Raw genomic sequence first — 18,721 nt, forward strand, 5'->3', positions numbered from 1 at the left:
CCATTATGACCGTCGTAATTGACCGGACCACGCCCCCCAGCGCGGCTGACAACAGCCCGGGTCCGGTCAGTGCCGCCGCTCTGGCCCGTCGCAAGGCGGATCAGGGCGGCGGTCTCTACAAGAAGCGTGTCCCGATCTATCCCAAGCTGGTGCACGGCAAGTGGCGCACCATCAAATGGGCCATGCTGATCGCGACGCTGGCCTTCTACTGGATCGTTCCGTGGATCCGCTGGGAGCGTCCGGGCCTGCTGCCCGACCAGGCGGTGCTGGTCGATTTCACCGGCCGCCGGTTCTATTTCTTCTTCATCCAGCTCTGGCCGCAGGAGGTGTATTTCATCACCGGCCTGCTGGTGATGGGGGCCCTGGCGCTGTTCCTGGTGACGGCGTTGTTCGGCCGCCTGTGGTGCGGCTACACCTGCCCCCAGACCGTCTGGACCGACCTGTTCATCGTTGTCGAGCGCGCCTTCGAGGGCGACCGCAATGCACGGATGAAGCTCGACAAGTCGCCGATGTCGTTCAACAAGTTCTGGCGCAAGGGCGGCAAGCACGCGGTCTGGCTGGGCATCGCCTTCAGCACCGGCGGCGCCTGGATCTTCTACTTCCACGACGCTCCGACCCTGATCCGGACCTTCTGGGTCGGCGCCGCGCCCCTGACCGCCTACATTTCCTGCGCCATCCTCACCGCCACGACCTATGCGCTGGCCGGAACCATGCGCGAGCAGGTCTGCACCTACATGTGCCCCTGGCCGCGAATCCAGGGCGCGATGCTCGACGAGCATTCGCTCCAGGTGACCTATCTGCGCGACCGCGGCGAGCCGCGCGGGCCGCACAAGAAGGACCAGTCCTGGGAAGGCCGTGGCGACTGCGTCGACTGCAACCAGTGCGTCATCGTCTGTCCGATGGGCATCGACATCCGCAACGGCTCGCAACTCGAGTGCATCAACTGCGGTCTCTGCGTCGACGCCTGCGACGAGATCATGGTCAAGATGGGTCGGCCCAAGGGCCTGATCGCCTACGACACGGACCATGCCGTGGTCAGTCGCGTCGAGAAGAAGTCGGTCGTCTACAAGCCCGTCCGCCCGCGCACGATCTACTACACGGTCGCGCTCGGCCTCGTCAGCTCCATCATGCTGTGGGGCTTCCTGCAGCGGACGCCGGTCGATCTCAACGTCCTTCGCGACCGAAATCCGACCTTCATCCGGCTGCACGACGGATCGATACGCAACGCCTACACGCTGAAGATCACCAACCGCAGCTTCGTGCCGCAGACCTTCGAGGTCGGGTTCACCGGTCTGAAGGGCGTTGTCCTGAAGACGCCGGGTGCGTCGGCCTCCGCCGACCGGCTGACCGTCCTGGTCCAGCCCGACGAGGTGCGCGCCATGCGGGTCTTCGTCAGCGCTCCGAAGGGCGCGCTTCCGGCCACCAGCATGCCGGTCGTTTTCTCGATTAGATCAAAGTCGGGATCGGCCGAGAAGCGTACGGTCTTCCTTTCAGGAGAGGCGAACGCGCGATGACCGAGATGACGACGACGACGGGTTTCACGATCAAGGGCTGGCACGTGCTGGCCGCGTTTATCGCCTTCTTCGGGGTGATCATCGCCGTCGACATCGTGTTTGTCTCGCTGGCCTATCGCACCTTCTCGGGCGAAGCCGCTTCCAATCCCTACGAGACGGGCCTGCTCTACAACCGGACCCTCGCCCAGCGCCGTCAGGAAGCGGCCCTGGGCTGGACCGCCACCATCGAGGAAACCGCCGGCGACACCGTCCAGGTCCGGGTGGCGGACAGGACGGGCGCCGCTCTGGAGGGACTCACGGTCACCGGGGAGCTTGAACGCCCCGCCACGACGCGCGGCAAGCGCACGGTGCGCTTTGCGAGCGCAGGGCCGGGCCTCTATCGCGCCGACACCGCGCCGCTCGACGGGGCCTGGGATCTGCGCGTGACGATTCGCGGGCCGGGCGAGACCTTGTTCGAGGCGCAGCGCCGGCTGGTGCGCCCGTGACGATCGCGCTGAACCACCGCGACCTGTCGGCCTTCGTCACGCACGACGATAGCGACCAGGGACGGGTGGAGCTGCTGGTGACCGGCGCGCGTTGCGCCGCCTGCATGTCGAAGATCGAGCGGGTCGCCGGCGCAGCGCCGGGCGTCGCTTCGGCCCGCTTCAACCTGACGACCGGCAAGCTGGCGGTGCGGTTTCTCGGCCACGACGGCGATCCGGGCCTGATCATCGAGGCGCTCGACAAGGAGGGCTATCCCTCCACCCCGTTCGACCCGGGCAAGGCCGAGGCCGCGCACGACAAGGAAGGCCGCACCCTGGCCCTCGCGCTCGGCGTCGCCGCCTTCGGCGCCGGCAACGCGATGATGTTCACCGTGCCGGTCTGGGCCGGCTTCTTCGGCCAGGAGCTCGACCCGTCGACGCGCCAGCTGATGTACTGGTTCGCCGCGGCCGTCGCGACGCCCTGCGCGCTGTTCGCCGGCGTGCCGTTCTTCCGGTCGGCCTGGGCGTCGCTGAGCAAGGGCAAGGCGAACATGGACGTGCCGATCTCCATCGGCGTGATCCTGACCCTGATCGTCAGCTTCTCCGAGACGCTGCAGCAGGGGCCGCACGCCTACTTCGACGCCGCCGTGACGCTGCTGTTCCTGCTGCTGATCGGCCGCTACATGGACCACAAGCTGCGGGCCAAGGCGCGCGGTGCTGCCCGCGACCTGCTGGCGCTCCAGGCGCCGGTGGCGACCCGCCTGCTGGCCGACGGCGGCGAGCAGATCGTTCCCGTCGGGGACGTCGAGGTCGGCGACGCCCTCGTCGTGGTCCCCGGCGACCGGATCCCGGTCAACGCCCAGGTCGAGGCCGGCAGCTCGGATATCGACAACGCCCTGATCACCGGCGAGACGGCCAGCGCGATCGTCGGCCCGGGCGCGGTGGTCAACGCCGGCGCCCTGAACCTGTCGGGTCGGCTGGTTCTTCGGGTTCTGGCCCGATCGGAAGATTCCGCCATCGCGGCGATCGCCCGGTTGATGGAGGCCGGCGCCCAGAGCCGCTCGAACTACGTCCAGCTCGCCGACAAGGCCGCGGCGCTCTATGTGCCGGTGGTTCATACGCTTGCGGCGTTGACCTTCGCCGGCGGCTGGGCCCTCGGCCTTGGCCCGCGCGAAGCGCTGCTGCGCGCCGCCGCGGTCCTGATCGTCACCTGCCCCTGCGCCCTGGGCCTGGCCGTTCCGGCGGTCCAGATCGTCGCCTCGGGCCGCCTGTTCCGCAAGGGCGTCCTGGTCAAGACCGGCGCGGCGCTCGAGCGGCTGGCCGAGGTTGATCATGTGGTGTTCGACAAGACCGGCGTCCTGACCGAAGGCCGCCCGATGTTGCTGGACGCGCCGCCCCAGGTTCTGGCCATGGCGGCGCCGCTGGCGCGCGCCTCGCGCCACCCCCTGGCCCGCGCCCTGGCGGAAGCTGCCGGCTGCGGCGATCCCGCGACCGAGGTCAAGGAAGTCGCCGGCATGGGGGTCGAGGGGGTCATCGATGGCCGTCGCGCGCGCCTCGGCCGCGCGGCCTTTCTCGGCGTCGAATCGCGCCAGGCGGACGCCACCGAACTCTGGTTCGGCTTCGACGGCGACACTCGCGTTCGCTTCACCTTCGAGGACCGGCTTCGGCCGGACGCGGCCGCCGCCATTGCGCAGCTCAAGGCGCTCGGGCTCACGGTCGAGGTCCTCTCCGGGGACGTCACAGGTCCGGTCGCGCGCGCCGCGCATGAGGCCGGCGTCGATCGCTGGACAGCCGGCCTGACCCCGTTCGACAAGGTCGCCGTGCTGGACCGGCTCAAGGAGTCCGGCCGCAAGGTCCTGATGGTCGGCGACGGCCTCAACGACGCCGCCGCCCTTGCCCGCGCCCACGCCTCCATGGCGCCCGGTTCGGCGGTCGACGCCAGCCAGAGCGCGGCCGATCTGGTGTTCTCAGGCCAGGGTCTGGAAGCGATTCCCTTCAGTATCCGGGTCGCCCGCGCCGCGCGTCGTCGGGCGATGGAGAACTTCGCCTTTTCAGCGCTCTACAACGTCGTCGCGGCGCCGGCGGCGATCTTCGGCCTGGTCAATCCGCTGGTGGCGGCCGTGGCGATGTCGGGCTCGTCGCTGGTGGTGACGCTCAACGCCCTGCGGATGAATTTGACGGGAGGCCGGCGGTGACCATCGTCCTGTTGCTTGCACCCTTTTCGCTGCTGCTTGCGCTGACCGGCCTGGCGGCCTTCTGGTGGACCATCCGGGACGGTCAATACGCGGACCCCAAGGGGGACGCGGCCCGGATTCTCGATGATCATCTGGCGGACGGCCCCGACAGCAATCCTTGATACATATCACGGCGAGGGTGGATCGGCTTGGCCAGAGTGGCGTCAAGCTCGCAGGACTTCGCCATGACCGCCACAGCCCTTTCCAGTGTTTCCGCCTCGCCGCGGGACGCCATGCTCGCCCGCTACGACGGCAATGCGCCGCGCTACACCAGCTATCCAACCGCCGTTGAATTCTCGAGCGCGGTCGACGAGGACGTCGCGGCCGGCTGGCTGGGCGACATCGACCTGGCCGAGCGCCTGTCGGTCTATGTCCATATTCCGTTCTGTGAGCGCCTCTGCTGGTACTGCGGCTGCAACACGCGCGCGGTTCGCAATCCCGATCTTGTCAGCGCCTATGTCGCCGGTGTGGCCGACGAACTGGCGCTGATCGAAAAGGCGCTGCCGGGTCGGCCGACCGCCGGCGCCATCCACCTCGGCGGCGGCACGCCCAACAAGCTCTCGCGCGATGACCTGGGGACCCTGTTCCGCGCCCTGCGCCATGTCTTCAAGGTCTCGCCCGGCGCCGAGATCGCCGCCGAGCTGGACCCGGCGATTCTGACCCGTGACTGGGTGACCGCCGCGGCCTTCCACGGCCTGAGCCGCGTCAGCGTCGGGGTCCAGGACCTGTCGCCCCACGTGCAGGAGGCGGTCAACCGGCACGAGCCCTTTGCCGTCGTCGAGCGCGCCGTCGGCTGGCTGCGCGAGGCAGGCCTGAGCTCGATCAACTTCGACCTGATGTACGGGCTGCCGCGCCAGCGCACCGAAGATGTCCTGGCCACCCTCGACAAGGTGCTGACCCTGCGCCCCGAACGCCTGGCCCTGTTCGGCTATGCCCATGTGCCCTGGGTCAAGCCGCACCAGAAGCTGATCGATGCGTCCGATCTGCCGGGCGCCACCGAACGGCTCGACCAGAACGAGGCCGCGGGGGAGAAGCTGATCTCCGAAGGGTATGTCCGCATCGGCCTGGACCACTTCGCCGTGCCCGACGATCCTCTGGCCGTCGCCCTGAAGCAGGGCCGGCTGCGCCGCAATTTCCAGGGCTATACCGCTGACCCCCACATGACCCTGATCGGCGTGGGCGCGTCGTCGATCAGCCGGTTGCCGCAGGGCTTCTATCAGAACGACGCCACCGAGCTGGGATGGCGGCGGCGGGTCCAGGAAGGGCGGCTGCCGGTCTCGCGAGGCGTCGGCCTGACGGACGAAGACCGCTTCCGCGGCGATGTGATCGAAACGCTCATGTGTCAGCGGGCGGTCGATCTGGCGACGGTCTGCGCCCGCCACGGACGGTCTCTGAACGACCTCGAAGCCGAGCGGGCGGCTCTGAAGGCCATGGCCGAGGACGGCGTCGTGACGCTGTCCGGCGGGGCCGTCGAGATGACCGCCCTGGGCGAGCCCCTGATCCGCTCTGTGGCCCGCGTATTCGACGGGCGCAGCGGCGCGGCGTCGCGGTTCTCCCGGGTTCTGTAGGCGCCTCCACGCCGCAGCGTGGCGCCGAAACGAAAAAGGCCCGCCGGATCGCTCCGGCGGGCCTTTCCGTTTCAGGTCAGTCCGGACGTCAGGCGCCGGACTTGTTCGTCGGCAGCTTGCAGCCGCCGCCCACGCCCGAGGCCTGACGGCAGCTCAGGACTTCCTTGGGCGTGTCGGACTTGGCCGCGTAGTTGAGCACCCAGCCCGGCAGGCCGTCGGAGCAGGCCACTTCGATGTAGCCGTCGCCCGCGTCGGTCTTGCCGATGATGCGGGCGTCGGACACGACGCAGGAGCCCTTGCCCAGCGCCTTCAGGTCGTTGCTGATCTTGACGACCGAAGCAGCCTTGGGCGTGAACGAGCAGCCGTAGCCCTGCAGTTCGGCGACGATGCAGTTGTAGACCCTGCCGGCGCCGTCGGCGTCGAACACGGCGACGCCGCCGTCCGGACGGTCCGAACACTTCAGTTCGACCACTTCCTGACGCGCGACGCGGGCCGGGAACAGGGCGTACTTCTCGACCTTGCAGGGGAAGCCGGCCTTGGCGGCCAGGCGGCTGTAGAGGCCCGCCTGTTCGGTCTTGGCCTCACGGGCGTCGGTCAGGGTGCATTCGGCGCCGCCCGGCGCGTTGGCGCAGTCGATGGCGCGGGCGAGCGAGCCATTGCTGGCGCGTTCGAGCACGTAGCCCTTGCCGTCCTGGCAGGCGACTTCGAAGTAGATCGAGCCGTTGAGGGCCGACAGGATGTAGCGCTTGTCGGTGACGACGCAGTTCTTGCCGGAAGCGGCAGCGAGCGTGTCGACCATGGCCAGTTGGGCCTCGCGGCTGGTCAGTTCGCAGGACAGGTTGCCACCCGGCTCATAGGCGAGACAGGTGTTGGCCTTGACCTCCTTGGCCGCGTCGGCCGGGAAGGAGGCGACCAGGATGTAGCCGGGGCCGTCGGCGCAGGAGACCTCGAAGAAGGTGTTCTTCGTGCTGGCGCCGATCGAGCGGGCCTTGTCGATGGCGCAGGTGACGCCCGACTTGGCGACCAGCGGGGCCAGGGCCTGGACGGGATCGACGTTGCCCGGCAGCTTGCAGGCCAGCGGGCCCGGCTTGCCATCGGCGGTCGGCTTGCCCGTTTCGAGGCACGGATAGTAGGCGGGCGGGGTCGCGGCGTCCTTGCCGGTGATCAGCACGCCGCCGAGGCCGGGGTTGCAGGCGATTTCATAGTAGGCCTGCTTGGTCTTCGAATCGGCGCCGATCCAGCGGGCGTCGGCCACGGCGCAGTTCAGTCCGCTCGCGGTCACGAGAGCCGGCGCTTCGGCCATGCCTTTTTCCCGCGACTTGGCGTCCACACCATCAGCGGCCGCGGCGGGCTTCTTCGCCGCCATCACGCTTGTGGCGGGGGCCGCCACAAACAGGGCAAGAGCGGCCGCCAGGCCGATCTCGATGATCTTCATATCGTGCACTCCTGGCAGGTTCCTCGCGCGGACTTAAACGCGCGCTTTTTTCAAGGGTCAAGATCACGCAACCCACTGGCGGAATTGCGGCGCGGGGCTGAACGGCCGATGATGGCGCCATTCATCAGGGGTGCAGCACGTTGCGGGACGGCATTGAAGAGACGGCGACCGAGATCCGGCGTCCCAAACTGGACTATCCGTTCGAGACGGGACCGACTCCGGGCACGGGCGAGGCGCTGGATGTCGCACCCGGCGTGAAGTGGTTGCGCATGCCGCTTGGCGGGGCGCTGCAGTTCATCAATGTCTGGGCCATCGCTGACGGCGAGGGCTGGTGCGTGGTCGATACCGGCATGCAGACCCGCGATACCGCCCAGGCCTGGCGCGCGGCCTTCAAGGAGGGGCTGGAGGGCAAGCCGATCACGCGCGTGATCGTCACCCACCTGCACCCCGACCACATCGGCCTGGCCGGCTGGATGACGCGCAAGTTCGACTGCCGTCTGTGGATGACGCGACTGGAATATCTGCAGTGCCGCATGCTGGTGGCCGACACCGGCCGCGAGGCGCCTGAGGACGGCATCAACTTCTACAAGGCGGCAGGCTGGGACGAGGACGCGCTGGAAAACTACCGGACGCGCTTCGGCGGCTTCGGCAAGGCGATCTACCAGCTGCCCGACAGCTATCGACGGGTGAACGACGGGGAGGAGTTCCTGATCGGCGCCCACACCTGGCGGGTCGTGACCGGTTGCGGCCATTCGCCGGACCATGCCTGCCTCTACTGTCCGGAGCTGAAGCTGCTGATTTCCGGCGACCAGGTGCTGCCGCGAATTTCGTCGAACGTCTCGGTGTTTCCGACTGAACCGGAGGCCGATCCGCTGACCGACTGGATGGTCTCCTGCGCCAAGGTGAAGCGCGAGGTGCCCGACGAGGTGCTGGTGCTGCCGGCGCACAACGACCCGTTCCACGGCCTGCACGCGCGGCTCGATCACCTGATCGCCGGCCACGAGCGTTCGCTCGGCCGGCTGCAGGCGCTGCTGACCAAGGCGCCCAAGCGTGCGGTGGACGTGTTCGGCGCGCTGTTCGCCCGCCCCATCGGCCCGGACCTGCTGGGCATGGCGACCGGCGAGGGGCTGGCGCACATCAACTGCCTGATCGAACGCGGCAAGGCCGTGGCCGAGACCGACGCCGACGGGGTCATCTGGTACCGCGCGGCCTGAAAACCTTCCTCTCCGCGTAGCGGGGAGGGGGACCAGCCGAAGGCTGGTGGAGGGGCGACTCCGGGCTGGCCGGAAAGGTCGGAATTCCGGATGGGCAACTCGTGTTCGCGGTGACCCCTCCACCATGCTCCGCATGGTCCCCCTCCCCACGTCGTGGAGAGGAAGGTTTTACTTCACATGTGAACTTGATGTTTCGCATGTGAAGCATATAGTCGCGTTCGATGACTGAGCGCCCTCTCTTCTACGCCCTGCTGAAAACCGCCCAGAAGCGCGTCGAGCGCTGGGTGGAGGCGGAGGCGGCTCAGATCGAGGGCGTGACGGCGGCGCAGGCCGGGCTGGTGCTGTTCCTCGGCAGATCCGACGGCGCGGCCATCGGCGACGCCGCCGAGGCGCTGGACGTGGCCCCCTCGGCCATGACCGGACTGGTCGATCGCATGACGCGCGCGGGCTATGTCGAGCGCCGGCCGGACCCGACCGATGGCCGCGGGCAGCGGCTTTATCTGACAGAGCAGGGCTGGTCGGCGCGTGAGCGCGCCGTCGCCCTGCTCGATGATCTCAACCAGCGCATGAGCGACGGCCTGTCGGCGGAGGACGCAACGATCGTCGCCCGATGGCTGGAAGCCGTCGCCGGAAAATTCTCCAGGGAGGACCTGACTCATGACTGACCGCATCACCTCGCCCTTCGGGGCTTTCACACCGGCCCGCGAGGTCGTGGCCGGCCATGACCTGAGCGGCAAGACCGTGATCGTCACCGGCGCCGCCACCGGCATCGGCATCGAGACCGCCCGCGCCCTGGCCGAGGCCGGCGCCGACGTCGTCATCGCCGCGCGCAAGCCGGACCTGGCCGCCGCCGCCATCGCCGACATCGACAGGACCGCCCCGGGCAAGACCCGCTTCGAGATGCTCGACCTCTCGGAGCTGGCCTCGATCCGCGCGTTCGCCGGCCGCTGGGGGACCGCGCCCCTGCACATCCTGATCAACAACGCGGCTGTCATGGCCTGTCCGCTCGACCGCACCCATGACGGGTTCGAGATGCAGATCGGCACCAACCACTTCGGCCACTTCCTGCTCGGTGTGCTGCTCGCCCCGGCGCTGGAAGTCGGCGCGCGGCAGCAGGGCAAACCCGCGCGGCTGGTCAGCCTGTCGTCGATCGGCCACCGCCGGTCCGGCATCAACTGGGAAGACCCCAACTACATCACCCGCCCCTACGACAAGTGGGAGAGCTACGGTCAGGCCAAGACCGCCAACGCCCTGTTCGCGGTCGGCTTCCACAAGCGCTTCAAGGATCGCGGCGTCACCGCCAACGCGGTCATGCCGGGCGGCATCATGACCCCGCTGCAGCGCCATATGCAGCACGAGGAAATGGTCGCCATGGGCTGGATCGACCCGGAAACCGGCAAGATCCGCGACGGCTTCAAGACGCCCGAGCAGGGCGCCTCGACCAGCGTCTGGGCGGCGGTCGGTCCCGAGCTGGAAGGCGTCGGCGGCCTCTATCTTGAGAACTGCGGCCAGGCCCTGCCCTGGAGCAAGGAGTCCCCGTTCACCGGCGTCCTGCCGCACGCGCTCGATCCGGAAGACGCCGAGCGGCTCTGGGCGATCTCGGTCGAGACGGTCGGCGCGGGGTGAAGCGTAGCGTGGTTCGAGACGCGGGCCTGAGGGCCCGCTCCTCACCATGACGAAGAGAAGTGTAGCCCACCCTCGACGTCATCCTGAGGAGCGAGCCTCAAGCGAGCGTCTCGAAGGACGCACTCTCCCCATCAGGGTGAGGGAGGGCTAGACTCGATTTCATGACCCTGACGATCAGACCCGCCCAACCCGCCGACGCGCCGACCATTCTGCGGTTCATCCATGCGCTGGCCGAGTACGAGAAGCTGCGTCACGAGGCGGACCTGACGCTGGCCGATGTGGAGGCCTCGTTCTTCGGCGCGGCGCCCAGGGTGTTCTGTGACATCGCGGACCTGGACGGCGCGCCGGTCGGATTCGCGGTCTGGTTCTACAGCTACTCCACTTTCCGGGGGCGGCACGGGATCTACCTGGAGGACCTGTTTGTCGACGAGGCCGCCCGCGGGCACGGCGCCGGCAAGGCGTTGCTGGCCGGCCTCGCGCGGCGCTGCCGGGACGAGGGTTTGCCGCGGCTGGACTGGGCGGTGCTCGACTGGAACGCCCCGTCGATCGCCTTCTACGACTCGCTCGGCGCCGGGGCGCTCGATGGCTGGACCACGCGCCGGCTGACAGGCGAGGCGCTTGACCGGCTGGCGGGCCATCCGTGAGCGCGCCGCCGGTCACCGTGCTGGATGTCCCGGCCGAGGAAGCGGCGGCGATCCGTCGGGCGGTGCTGTCGGCGGATCTGGACACCCTCGGCCCGGGCCGCAGCCTGGCGCGGGCGGAGGACGCGGCGGACCTGGCGGACTTCCTGGCGGACCCCCGCGTATCGGACGCCATCTATGACCTGCCCCGGCCCTTTACCGGGGACACCATGGCCCGCTGGATCGCCGAGTCCGAGGCGCTGCGGCAGGAGGGGCGGCGGCTGCTGATCCTCACGCGCGACGAGACAGGGCGGATCGCCGGCTACAGCTGCGTCAGCGTCTGGCCGGAACGGTCGGCGGCGGAGCTGGCCGGCGCCCTGCGTGCGGACCGCCAGAGCGGCGGGCAGGGTGGGGCAGGCGCGCTGCACACCTTCGGCTGGATCTTCGCCACGCTCGGCGTACGGCTGATGGGGCTCACGGCGGCGCTCGACAATGTGCGGTCGGCGAAGCTGATCGATGCGGCCGGGTTCGTGCGGATGGGAACCCGCGACAGTATCCGCCCCGACGGTTCGACACGGGTGTCGCTCTACTGGGAAGTGACGCGCGACGCCTGGACGGCGCGCTGGGGGTAGATCCGGGAGCCGCAGTTTCGGGTTGCAAGCGCGGGAAAGCCGGATCACGCTCCGTCCGTTTGATGGAGAGCAACATCAATGATCCGATCCATGATCGCCGCTGCGGCCCTGAGCGGCCTGTTGGCCACCGCCGCCACGGCGCAGCCCGTGAACACGATTACCGCCTCGGACGGCCCCCCTGCGCCGACCCAGACGGCGACGACCAAGGACGGCAAGATCTGCAAGATTCTGGTCGTCACCGGCAGCCGCGTGCCGCAGCGCAAAATCTGCCTGACGAAGGAAGAATGGGCCGCCAAGTCGGCCGGCGCCAAGGAAGGGCTCGACGCCCTGACGCGCAATGGCCTGACCCGCAACTGCGTCGGTCAGCCGGGCGGGGCGTGCGGACAGTGATCGGGCGGCTGGTCCTCGCGCTGACCCTGGGCCTCGCGGTCTCGTCCAGCGCCCTGGCCCAGACGCCGGTCGTCGCGCCGGCGGTTGCGCCGACCCCCGCGCCGGCGAAGGTCGATCCTGACCTCGAGATCGTCTGCAAGCGCGTCGACGTCAGCGGCACGCGCATCCAGCTGCCCAAGAAGTGCATGACCCGCAAGGACTGGGCCGCCATGACCGGGCGCGGCAAGGAAGACATGGACGCCGCGATCCGCGCCGGCCTGGCGCGGAACGCCGTCGGCGGGACCTAGGCCCGCTCGAACACCGCCGCGATGCCCTGGCCGCCGCCGATGCACATGGTCTCGAGGCCATAGCGACCGTCGCGGCGGTGCAGTTCGCGCAGCAGGTTGGCGAGGATCCGGCCGCCGGTCGCGCCGATCGGGTGGCCCAGCGAGATGCCGCTGCCGTTGACGTTCAGCTTGTCGCGGTCGTCCCAGCCCCAGCCCTTGAGCACAGCCAGCACCTGCGGGGCGAAGGCCTCGTTCAGCTCGACCAGGTCGATGTCGTTCCAGCCCAGGCCGGTGCGCTTGAACAGCCGCTCGACGGCGGGCACGGGGCCGATGCCCATGCGGGACGGGTCGCAGCCGGCGGCGGCCCAGCTGACGAACCAACCCATCGGATCGAGGTTCAGTTCGGCGAGCTTGTCTTCGGCGACGACCAGGCAGGCGGCGGCGGCGTCGTTCTGCTGGCTGGCGTTGCCGGCGGTGACCACGCCGTCCTTCTCGATCGCACGCAGCTTGCCGAGGCTCTCCATCGTGGCGTCGGGCCGGAAGCCTTCATCCTTCTCGAAGATGACCGGGTCGCCCTTCTTCTGCGGCACGGCCACCTTGACCAGTTCGTCGTCGAACTTGCCCTCGGCCCAGGCCCTGGTCGCGCGCTGGTGGCTCATGACAGCGTATTCGTCGGACTGCTCGCGGGTGATGTCGTAGTCGCGGGCGAGGTTGTCGGCGGTTTCGATCATGCCGCTGATCACGCCGAAGCGGCTGATCGGCTGGCTCATCACCCGGCCGCGAGCCAGGCGGTCGTGCATGGTCACCGGTCCGGCGCGGGCGCCGTTGCGCATGTCCAGGCTGTAGTACTCGGTGTTGCTCATGCTCTCGACGCCGCCGGCGATGACCACGTCGGCCGCGCCGGTCTGGACCATCATGGCCGCGTCGATGATCGCCTGCAGGCCCGAGCCGCAGCGGCGGTCGAGCTGGTAGCCCGGCACGCTGATCGGGAAGTCGGCCGCCAGCAGCGACCAGCGGGCGATGCAGGGCGCCTCGCCGTTGCCGTAGCCCTGGGCGAAGATCACGTCGTCGACGCGGCCCGGATCGATCTTTGTGCGGTCGACGAGGGCGCGCAGGATCACCGCGCCGAGGTCGCCGGCGGTCATGCTGGACAGACCGCCCTGAAACTTGCCGACGGCGGTGCGGATGGGGCTGACGATGGCGACGCGGCGCATGGGACTTCCTTCTCAGCTGTCATCCCGGCGGTAGCGAAGCGAAGAGCCGGGACCCAGTCTTTCTTGTGGTGGCCCCTGGGTCCCGGACCGGCCTGCGGCCGTCCGGGATGACGGGGAGGGGGGTCAGATCGGGTCGTAGGGGAACACGGACGCCGACGCGCCCGCGTCGAAGAAGCTGTTCTTCATCGCCGGCAGGGCGACGTCGAGCAGGGAGCGCGGGCTCCAGCCCTCGACCTTGGCCATCGAGCGGATCGGGCGGGGCTGGTCGAACAGCACCACCTCATTGCCGCGCACGCCGAAGATCTGGCCGGTGACGTCCTTCGACTCGGGCGAGGCGAGGGCGACCGCCAGCTGGGCGACCTGGTCGGCGCGCATGGCGTTCTTCATCCGCTCGACGCGCAGGGCGCTGGCCTCGTCCTTGATCGGGATCGAGGCGATCATGCGGGTCCAGGCGAAGGGGGCGATGATGTTGGAGCGGACGTTCTTGATCGCCCCTTCCATGGCCAGGATGCGCGACAGGCCCATCACGCCCAGCTTGGCGGCGGCGTAGTTGGCCTGGCCGATGTTGCCGATCAGGCCGCTGGTCGAGGTGAAGTGGACATAGGAGCCTTCCTGCTGCTCGCGGAACAGCTCCACCGAGGCGCGGGAAACGTTGTAGGCGCCGCGCAGATGCACCTCGATGACCTTGTCCCAGTCCTCGTCGGTCATCTTGTGGAACATGCCGTCACGCAGGATGCCGGCCGGATTGATGATCGCGTGCAGGCCGCCGAAGGTGTCCTTCGCCTGTTCGATCATGCCCTTGACCGAGGCCATCGAGGTGACGCTCTCGGAGTTGGCCACGGCCTCGCCGCCGGCCGCCTTGATCTCGTTGGCGGTGATCTGCGCGGGGCCGGCGTCGCCTTCGTCGCCGCCCGAAACGCTGCCGCCCAGGTCGTTGACCACCACTTTGGCGCCCTCGCGGGCCGCCAGCAGGGCGCACTCCTTGCCGATGCCGCCGGCGGCGCCGGTAACCAGAACAACCTTGCCCTCAAGCACGCCCATGGCGGGTCTCCCTTGGATGATTTTTTCAGTCTTGCAGCCGTCTAAGCGCCGGACGTGGCGTTAGGCAAGCCTGTCGGCCTTGCGCAGGTCCGGGAACAGCTTCGCCCAGAGGCCGGTGACGACAAGCGCCGCCGCACCCCCGCCGGCGACCGCGATGATGGGGCCGAGGAAACGGGCCACCAGACCGCCGCGGAATTCGCCGAGTTCGTTCGAGGCGCCGATGAACAGGTAGGACACCGTCGCCACCCGACCGCGCATGTTGTCCGGGGTGACCAGCTGGATCAGCGTCTGGCGGACATAGACGCTGATCATGTCCGCCGCGCCCGCCACGGCGAGGGCGACCACGGACACCCACAACAGCGTCGACAGGCCGAAGACCACCGTGCCGATGCAGAAGATCGCCACCGAGACGAACATGATCAGCCCGGCCTTGCGGGTGACCGGGAAGGACGCGAGCCACAGGGCCATCGCCGTGGCGCCGACCGCCGAGGCCGCGCGCAGGAAGCCGAAACCCTCCGGCCCGACATGCAGCACATCCCGGGCGTAGACCGGCAGCATGGCCGTGGCGCCGGCAAGGATCACGGCTGCGAGGTCGAGCGAGATGGCGCCGAAGACGATCTTGTTGGTCCAGACGTAGGACAGGCCTTCCTTCATCAGCGCCCAGCGGGAGCCGGGCTGCACCTCGGGCTGGGCGTTGCCGCGGATCAGGGCCACGCTGACGGCGGCGGCGAGATAGAGGGCGAGGGCGACCCCGTAGGACAGGCCCGGCGAGATCGCCACGAGGAAGCCACCCAGGGCCGGACCGGCGATCGAGGCGCTCTGCCAGGCCAGGCTGTTCCAGGCGATGGCGCGCGGGAGCAGGGCGCGGGGCACGAGCATCGGCCCGAGCGCGGAACTGGCGGGTGCGAAATAGGCGCGCGCGGCGCCGAACATCCCTGCCGACAGCAGCAGCATCGGGATCGACGCGAGGTTCATCAGCGCCAGGGCGGTCAGGAGGGCGGCGACGAAGATTTCCCCCCCGTAGCAGGCCAGCAGGATACGGCGCCGGTTGTAACGGTCGGCGGTCTCCCCCGCGGGCAGAGCCAGCAGCAGGACGGGAATGAACGAAACCAGACCGATCAGGCTGACCATGAAGGCCGACCGGGGCACGTCCATGGTCTGCCGGGCGATGTCGTAGATATGCCAGCCGAGCGCCACCGACTGGATCTGCACGCCCAGCACCGCCAGCCACCGCGAGAGCCAGAAGCGGACGTAGTCCGTCTGGCCCAGCAGGGCGCGCATCGAGGTGTCGTCGGGCGGGGAGTCGGGAGAGTCGGACATGAGGCGCGCCACCTTCGCCGCTCGACGGCGGCCCTGCAACAGCCGTTGACGTCGCCGGACGGCGGCCCTAAGTCGCGGCCCTCTGTGGCGACAAGGGACGTGGGCGCGATGCGCGGCCTCCGACGAACGATCCGCCGCGCTGGACCAGCGCGCGCCTAGGCCGCCCCGGCCGTGAGGTCCGGGGCTTCGTCCCCTATCGCCTCCAGGCTGACATGACCCAGATCACCTACCGCTCCGAGCGTCCCGAGGACGCCCCGCTCATCACCGCCCTGATCGACCGCGCCTTCGGTCCCGGCCGTCATGCGAAGGCCGCCGACCGCCTGCGCGAGGGCAACCGGTTGATCGCCGACCTGTCGTTCACCGCCTGGGACGGCGATACGCTGGTCGGGTCCGTGCGGCTCTGGCCCGTCACGGTCGGCGGCGAGGCGGTCGTGTTCCTGGGGCCCATCGCGGTCGAGGCCGACCTGCGCAAGCACAGGATCGGCCAGACCCTGGTCGAAATGGCCTGTGACGCCGCCGCGAAGGCCGGCTGGCGCGCGGTGCTGCTGGTCGGCGACGCGCCCTACTTCGGACGGACCGGGTTCGACGCCGCGCCGGCGAAGGCCGTTCGCATGCCCGGCCCCGTCGACCAGCGCCGGGTGTTGCTCAAGCCGCTGCGCAACGGCGGGGCGGACGGGCTGGCGGGACCGGTGGCGCGAGCCTAGAGCCGCTCCAGGTCGCAGCCGCGCACCTCGAGGATCGGCCGAAGGGCCCGGTACGCCGCCGGGGTCCGCATCAGCGGGATCCGCGGATACAGGTGATGGATGATGTGGAACTGCATCCCCATCGAGCCGATGTTGCCGACCGCGCTGCGGAAGGCCCGGGTGTCATTGTAGCGGCCTCGGCCGGTCGCCGGGTGATGCGGCGCCCAGCTGAGAAAGAACTGGATGTAGGTCTGGCCCAGATGCCGCGGCAGCCACCAGAGCAGCGCCGCTTCCAGCGCATGGCCGGTCCAGGCCATGGCGAACAGGACCGCAAGATAGCCAAGCTGCGCGGCCACGGCCTGAAGGCCGGCGGCCTGGGCCTCCGGCGTGCCGAGGCGGGCGAGACATTCGCCGTAGGCCGCCTGGGCCTTCGACCCGGGCTGGCGTCTGCGAAGGCTGTTGCCGATCGCCTGCCAGGGGCCGTCGGCCTTGGTGCTGATGTCCGGGTCGAGCTCAGGGTCGTTGCAGTGGGTGTGGTGTTCGTAGTGGGTCAGCCGGGCGACCTGGTAGGGCAGCACCAGCGGAATGGTCGAGACGTAGCCGACCAGCTCGTTGAGCCAGAACAGCGGCTCGCCCTCGCGGGCGATGATCCGGTGCTGCGCCTCGTGCGACGGCAGGTAGCAGAGCATCACGTTCAGGACGGCGATCGGGAAGGCCGCCCAGAGCGGCAGGACGCCCAGGAGCGTCAGCGGCCAGAGCGAGAGCCAGACGGCGAGATTGGCGAGGCCCCAGGCGACCGAGCCCCAGGGCACGCCGCCCATGAACTGGTCGGCGATGTCCTTTTCCAGACGGTTGAGGGCTTTCGGGTCGAGCGCGCCGAGCGCGGTGGCGTCAGGAACAGCGATCATCACAGCCACCGTCCCGTCAGGGTGGCGATCCCGCCCCAGACGCCGCCGACGACCATGCCGACGGCCAGCGGCGCGACGTCGCCGGGCAGGGTCCAGCCCGCCAGGGTCGCGACCTGCGCGATGAGCGGCCCAATAAAGCCCAGACCGAACAGAAACGGCATGACCCTGAACAGGCCGCCGAGCACCTTGCGCATGCGTGATCCGATCCCTGTTCGCCAGGCTCCGACCGGTCCGTCGAAGCGCTCCCCGACACCAAACCTGACACACGCGTCATTTTTGGCAAGTCGGGCGCCGGCGTGCTTGTTGCTTTCCCCGGCGCGAGGGGCGTCTACATTGGCGGCATGAGTGATCCGAAACCCGGTCTGGACAGTGTGATCGCGGCAGCCAGGCAGGCGCCGGGGCGCGGCCTGCCGCCGGTGCATCTGTGGAACCCGGCGCATTGCGGCGAGATCGATATCCGCATCCGCAAGGACGGCGTGTGGTTTCATGAAGGCACGCCGATCGGCCGCGAGGCGCTGGTCCGGCTGTTCTCGACGGTCCTGCGCAAGGATCCGGACGGCTTCCACCTGGTGACGCCGGTCGAAAAGATGAAGATCGTCGTCGAGGACGCGCCGTTCATCGCCATCCGCGTCGACCGGGAGGGGGACGCCCTCGTCTTCCAGACCAACGTCGGCGACACCGTCGAGGCGGGCGCCGACAACGCCATCCGCGTCGAGATGGATGAGAAGACGGGCGAGCCGCGGCCCTATCTGCATGTTCGTCGCGGGCTGGAGGCGTTGATCGCCCGGCCGGTGTTCTATGAACTGGTCGAGATGGCCGGCGAGGGGGATACGCCGGAAGGACCGGCGCTCGGCGTCACCTCCAACGGCGCCTGGTTTCCGATCGGCCCGGCCGGGGCGCACAGGCTGTGACTCCGAAAGCCTCGCCGGACGAGCTGCGCGACTGGATCGCCGGGCGCCTCGACCCGCTGGACGACGCCCAGGGCTCGAGCCGGCCGCACATGTCGGACTTCGACATGAACCCGGACATGGCGCCGGCGGCGCCCGAGCCGGTCAAGCCCGCCGCCGTGCTGGTGGCTCTGGTCGAACGCCAGGCGGGTCTGTCGGTGCTGCTCACCCGACGTTCCGACAGCCTGCGCCGGCACACCGGTCAGGTGGCTTTTCCCGGCGGCCGGATGGACCCCGGCGAGACCGTCCAGCAGGCGGCCCTGCGCGAGGCGGACGAGGAGATCGGTCTGGGCTCGCACCACGTCACCCTGGCCGGCCTGTCGACGCCCTACCGCACCGGCACGGGCTATCTGGTGACCCCGGTCGTCGGGTTCGTGCCCCCGGACCTGGCCCTCACGCCGAACCCCCATGAGGTGGCGGAGATCTTCGAGACGCCGTTCGGCTTCCTGATGGACCCGGCCAACTACGAGCGTCGGCACTACGACATGCCCGACGGCCAGCGGCGGCATTTCTACGCCATGACCTGGGAGAACCAGCTGATCTGGGGCGCCACGGCCGGGATGCTGCGGGCGCTGTATGAGCGCCTCTACGGCGCGGCGATCGCCTGACGAAAACGTGGGCTTTGCAGGTCCGGTGCGGCGCCCTAAG

Annotated in this window: 21 protein-coding genes; 15 read left to right on the forward strand and 6 right to left on the reverse strand. The window is 69.2% G+C overall.

Annotation, left to right across the window (positions count from 1 at the left end):
- Window positions 1–5: 5 nt before the first annotated feature.
- From ccoG to hemN, 5 genes are all read left to right on the forward strand, one after another.
- Entirely contained in the window at window positions 6–1,514 is a 1,509-nt protein-coding gene (ccoG, locus tag AC3WJT_RS05465; protein ID WP_492342054.1) for a cytochrome c oxidase accessory protein CcoG, read from the forward strand.
- Window positions 1,511–1,999, forward strand: coding sequence for a FixH family protein (locus AC3WJT_RS05470; RefSeq protein ID WP_492342055.1), 489 nt, complete (start codon window positions 1,511–1,513; stop codon window positions 1,997–1,999). Before ccoG ends, AC3WJT_RS05470 begins: the two co-directional genes overlap by 4 nt.
- Window positions 1,996–4,170 (forward strand): heavy metal translocating P-type ATPase, encoded by a 2,175-nt coding sequence (locus AC3WJT_RS05475; RefSeq protein ID WP_492342056.1) that lies wholly within the window; start codon window positions 1,996–1,998, stop codon window positions 4,168–4,170. The genes AC3WJT_RS05470 and AC3WJT_RS05475 overlap by 4 nt, the downstream gene beginning before the upstream one ends.
- Entirely contained in the window at window positions 4,167–4,331 is a 165-nt protein-coding gene (gene ccoS, locus AC3WJT_RS05480) for a cbb3-type cytochrome oxidase assembly protein CcoS (protein WP_492342057.1), read from the forward strand. The genes AC3WJT_RS05475 and ccoS overlap by 4 nt, the downstream gene beginning before the upstream one ends.
- A gap of 63 nt (window positions 4,332–4,394) precedes the next feature.
- Window positions 4,395–5,777, forward strand: coding sequence for an oxygen-independent coproporphyrinogen III oxidase (gene hemN, locus AC3WJT_RS05485; protein ID WP_492342058.1), 1,383 nt, complete (start codon window positions 4,395–4,397; stop codon window positions 5,775–5,777).
- An 88-nt stretch (window positions 5,778–5,865) separates the two neighbouring features.
- Here the strand turns inward: hemN and AC3WJT_RS05490 are convergent, their stop codons facing one another.
- On the reverse strand, window positions 5,866–7,212 hold the full coding sequence (locus AC3WJT_RS05490; RefSeq protein WP_492342059.1) for a hypothetical protein: 1,347 nt from the start codon (window positions 7,210–7,212) through the stop codon (window positions 5,866–5,868).
- 140 nt (window positions 7,213–7,352) lie between these two features.
- Here AC3WJT_RS05490 and AC3WJT_RS05495 point away from each other — a divergent pair, with 140 nt between their 5' ends.
- The 7 genes from AC3WJT_RS05495 to AC3WJT_RS05525 all read left to right on the forward strand — a co-directional run bounded on the left by AC3WJT_RS05495 (window position 7,353) and on the right by AC3WJT_RS05525 (window position 11,981).
- Window positions 7,353–8,426 carry an MBL fold metallo-hydrolase gene (locus AC3WJT_RS05495; RefSeq protein WP_492342060.1) on the forward strand — a complete coding sequence of 358 codons (1,074 nt, stop codon included), beginning with the start codon at window positions 7,353–7,355 and terminating at the stop codon, window positions 8,424–8,426.
- Window positions 8,427–8,647: 221 nt separating this feature from the next.
- Window positions 8,648–9,091 (forward strand): MarR family winged helix-turn-helix transcriptional regulator, encoded by a 444-nt coding sequence (locus AC3WJT_RS05500; RefSeq protein ID WP_492342061.1) that lies wholly within the window; start codon window positions 8,648–8,650, stop codon window positions 9,089–9,091.
- A complete protein-coding gene (locus AC3WJT_RS05505; protein ID WP_492342062.1) occupies window positions 9,084–10,052 on the forward strand; it encodes an SDR family NAD(P)-dependent oxidoreductase in 969 nt (322 codons plus the stop codon). Before AC3WJT_RS05500 ends, AC3WJT_RS05505 begins: the two co-directional genes overlap by 8 nt.
- A 161-nt stretch (window positions 10,053–10,213) precedes the next feature.
- Window positions 10,214–10,696 (forward strand): GNAT family N-acetyltransferase, encoded by a 483-nt coding sequence (locus AC3WJT_RS05510; protein WP_492342063.1) that lies wholly within the window; start codon window positions 10,214–10,216, stop codon window positions 10,694–10,696.
- Window positions 10,693–11,304: a GNAT family N-acetyltransferase gene (locus tag AC3WJT_RS05515; RefSeq protein WP_492342064.1), complete on the forward strand. Its 612-nt coding sequence runs from the start codon at window positions 10,693–10,695 to the stop codon at window positions 11,302–11,304. Before AC3WJT_RS05510 ends, AC3WJT_RS05515 begins: the two co-directional genes overlap by 4 nt.
- Window positions 11,305–11,382: 78 nt before the next feature.
- The gene (locus tag AC3WJT_RS05520) at window positions 11,383–11,694 is read left to right on the forward strand and encodes a hypothetical protein (RefSeq protein ID WP_492342065.1); all 312 of its coding nucleotides are present in this window, start codon (window positions 11,383–11,385) and stop codon (window positions 11,692–11,694) included.
- Window positions 11,682–11,981, forward strand: a complete 300-nt coding sequence (locus tag AC3WJT_RS05525) for a hypothetical protein (RefSeq protein ID WP_492342066.1) — start codon at window positions 11,682–11,684, stop codon at window positions 11,979–11,981. Before AC3WJT_RS05520 ends, AC3WJT_RS05525 begins: the two co-directional genes overlap by 13 nt.
- On the opposite strand, the gene AC3WJT_RS05530 is transcribed toward AC3WJT_RS05525, so the two are convergent.
- The 3 genes from AC3WJT_RS05530 to AC3WJT_RS05540 form a co-directional block, all read right to left on the reverse strand.
- Window positions 11,978–13,174, reverse strand: coding sequence for an acetyl-CoA C-acetyltransferase (locus tag AC3WJT_RS05530; protein ID WP_492342067.1), 1,197 nt, complete (start codon window positions 13,172–13,174; stop codon window positions 11,978–11,980). The two genes, AC3WJT_RS05525 and AC3WJT_RS05530, sit on opposite strands and share 4 nt — an antisense overlap.
- Window positions 13,175–13,297: 123 nt before the next feature.
- Entirely contained in the window at window positions 13,298–14,215 is a 918-nt protein-coding gene (locus tag AC3WJT_RS05535; protein WP_492342068.1) for an SDR family oxidoreductase, read from the reverse strand.
- Window positions 14,216–14,275: 60 nt separating this feature from the next.
- Window positions 14,276–15,535, reverse strand: coding sequence for an MFS transporter (locus tag AC3WJT_RS05540; protein WP_492342069.1), 1,260 nt, complete (start codon window positions 15,533–15,535; stop codon window positions 14,276–14,278).
- Between the two features lie 212 nt (window positions 15,536–15,747).
- Here AC3WJT_RS05540 and AC3WJT_RS05545 point away from each other — a divergent pair, with 212 nt between their 5' ends.
- Window positions 15,748–16,239 carry a GNAT family N-acetyltransferase gene (locus tag AC3WJT_RS05545; RefSeq protein ID WP_492342070.1) on the forward strand — a complete coding sequence of 164 codons (492 nt, stop codon included), beginning with the start codon at window positions 15,748–15,750 and terminating at the stop codon, window positions 16,237–16,239.
- Here the strand turns inward: AC3WJT_RS05545 and AC3WJT_RS05550 are convergent.
- Window positions 16,236–17,126, reverse strand: coding sequence for a fatty acid desaturase (locus AC3WJT_RS05550; RefSeq protein ID WP_492342071.1), 891 nt, complete (start codon window positions 17,124–17,126; stop codon window positions 16,236–16,238). The genes AC3WJT_RS05545 and AC3WJT_RS05550 overlap by 4 nt on opposite strands.
- A complete protein-coding gene (locus AC3WJT_RS05555; RefSeq protein WP_492342072.1) occupies window positions 17,126–17,320 on the reverse strand; it encodes a hypothetical protein in 195 nt (64 codons plus the stop codon). The genes AC3WJT_RS05550 and AC3WJT_RS05555 overlap by 1 nt, the downstream gene beginning before the upstream one ends.
- Before the next feature lie 147 nt (window positions 17,321–17,467).
- On the opposite strand from AC3WJT_RS05555, the gene AC3WJT_RS05560 reads away from it, so the two are divergent.
- On the forward strand, window positions 17,468–18,037 hold the full coding sequence (locus AC3WJT_RS05560; protein WP_492342073.1) for a DUF1285 domain-containing protein: 570 nt from the start codon (window positions 17,468–17,470) through the stop codon (window positions 18,035–18,037).
- Window positions 18,034–18,681: a CoA pyrophosphatase gene (locus AC3WJT_RS05565; RefSeq protein ID WP_492342074.1), complete on the forward strand. Its 648-nt coding sequence runs from the start codon at window positions 18,034–18,036 to the stop codon at window positions 18,679–18,681. The genes AC3WJT_RS05560 and AC3WJT_RS05565 overlap by 4 nt, the downstream gene beginning before the upstream one ends.
- Window positions 18,682–18,721 lie beyond the last annotated feature (40 nt).

The sequence above is a fragment of the Caulobacter sp. FW305-C-30-S16 genome (assembly GCF_058783025.1).